Genomic DNA, 2,239 nt, shown 5'->3' with positions numbered 1-2,239 from the left:
TCTTCCACGGACGTCTTGGCCACAAGCGCCAATTCCGCCCCCAACGGTTCGAGGCGAATTTCTCTGCGCCAGACGATCTCGTGCACGATCCGAAGCCGCTCGGCCAATGCGCGACCGGCCAGTCGCTGTACTATCCGGTCTTCTTTCGACGCGTCGAGAAGGTCGCCAGTTATTTCGTGAAGCCACGGATCCATCAGATCTCGCCTCAGTTGCTCCGGCAGTGCGAGCCAACCTGGATAGAGTTTCCTGTTGTACGCCCACGTAGCAACTAGGGCGTCAACTGTGTCGTCGGCGAGTTCACCATCCTCGTCGCTTGGCAGTCCCGCGGGAACCCGCGGTGCTCGCCAGATCGTTCTGTCCACCGGCTCAAGGTGGGCCGGAACACTGAAGCCGGGCTGCGCCAACGCCTTGGGCCATTCTTCGGGCGGATACGGTTCACCCGATTCCAACGTCCTTAGGAGCCATTCCATCGCAAACCGGTGCTCCATCCGCTGCCGCCGCCACTCCTCGTGGTTGGGGTGGCCAGCCAGATCAATGGGAACGACACCCCGTTCCTCCATCTCATTCCGACCGCCCGGCGTGAGGTCCAGCCAGCCCGCCAAGTAGATTTTCGGGGCTGACGTTCCCAGTTCCTCCCGGACCCACTCCGACCAGCGAAGGAAGTTCGGATCGTCTCCAGAAAAACCGAGCAGCAGGAACAGGGTCTCCATCAACGCCTGCCGAGCCGTGTTGACGAAGGCTGCAAACCTCTTTGGGTATTCGCCGTAGTCTTGCTCCGTCGCGATGAGGGGAAAGTGGGCCGGCAGCGATCCGTGGAGCTTGACGATACGGGGACGCGATGCCAGCGGCAACTCGTCGACGGCACGCACGACCTCGTACGTCGGCGACACCGTCAACTCGCGCGTTCGCTCGAGCAGCGTATCCCAGTTGGTCGTGAAAACGTCCACCCAAGGCAACTTGAGGAGCCGGCGATGCAGGTCCCCCGGTTCCATGTCTTCGTCGCGGATCTGGTCGCGCAGGAAGCCGTGCAGCGCCACCCTTCCGAACTCGTCGCTGTACCGTTGCGCCGTGCCCAATGCGTCCAGCGCAGAGCCGTCCACGTTCCCGCCAGTGTCCGCCGGGGCCGGTTTCAGTTCGCCACGCATGGCGTTCGCTACGTCCGCCCAATCCGGCGGAGTTTCGGCTCCGGGCGCCTTCATCTCCGCGTTTCGGCTGAAACCGCTTCCCAACATCACGGAGGCGCCGCCGGCGCTTCGGCGCCAGAGCGCCTCCCTCACGGGGCGGATTCGAATCTGGTCGGGAAAGTCCAAGGGTCTCTTTGGTCAAGTCACTGGTCGAACTGGATCAGGAGCGATCAGCCGCCCCATGGCCAGTCCGAACGGGGCCGCGTTTCTGTCACCTCTCTTGGGCACTTAGTTTTCAATTGCAACTCGCCCTTGACGACCCGCTACCACCTTTCGTGCGATCTGATCAACCAAGCATCGCTCGATAGGGCCCGGTGTATCGAGCCCTTCCGCCGAACATGAGAGCCGATTGGTGACGAGGGTCGGCAACCGAGTGGACCGCCCCAAGTGGGCGTAGCGAGCTATGGTCTGAACCTGCGTGTGGTGCAACAGATTGCCGATCATCGGAAGCTCTTCCCGAGCCACGAGGAGCTTCCGTCACACTACGGTGGCAGAGAGGGCGCACTCCAGGTCTCGGACGACGGGTGACCGTCGGATTCTTCGAAGCTAAGCGTTTCGCCAACTCGCCAACGGCGACATCCGGGCGAGAAGGGGCGGACGCAAATAGTCATGAACAGATCGGCAAGTACTCGGTGCTTCCCGGGGTGTTCCCACGAACACGGAGAGTGAGGAAGAACTGTCGGGGGCACCCATCAAGCATCAAGCGTCAACCCTCATCCGCCTCACCGTCCAGTCCGAGCGTCTCGTCCTGCAGGCTCCTGGCGTGTTCCACCGCCGTTTCGAAGTCTTCCAGCTTGTCGAGTTCCACCAGTTCCTGGCGCTTGAGATAAGCAAGCACGTGAACACCCCGGAAGGTCGTCTTGAACAACTCGATCAGTTCAGGCGTCAGGCGGCTTTCGTCAAGGTCGAATCCTTGGGTAGCGGCGCGCGCTGCGGCCTCGCGCACGAACGCGCCGGGCATCATGTCGAGGCGCTCGGCGGCCTGGGTCACGGCTCGCCACTCGTCGCTGGAGAAGCGGATCGAGTGCGGGTATGTCCTGACAGCCATCGATTTT

The 2,239-nt window shown here is 62.3% G+C and carries 2 protein-coding genes; both read right to left on the bottom strand.

What is annotated here, in order from left to right; all coding sequences use genetic code 11:
• The coding region (locus OXF11_21630) for an SIR2 family protein (protein ID MCY4489691.1) at positions 1 to 1,310 on the bottom strand (1,310 nt) is incomplete at its 3' end.
• A 580-nt stretch (positions 1,311 to 1,890) separates the two neighbouring features.
• The coding region (locus tag OXF11_21625) for a hypothetical protein (GenBank protein ID MCY4489690.1) at positions 1,891 to 2,239 on the bottom strand (349 nt) is incomplete at its 5' end.

This window comes from Deltaproteobacteria bacterium, from assembly GCA_026712905.1.
Classification (GTDB): Bacteria; Desulfobacterota; Binatia; order UBA9968; family JAJDTQ01; genus JAJDTQ01.
The sequence above is the reverse complement of the archived record's forward strand: the minus strand, read 5'-3'. Positions and strand labels throughout refer to the sequence as shown.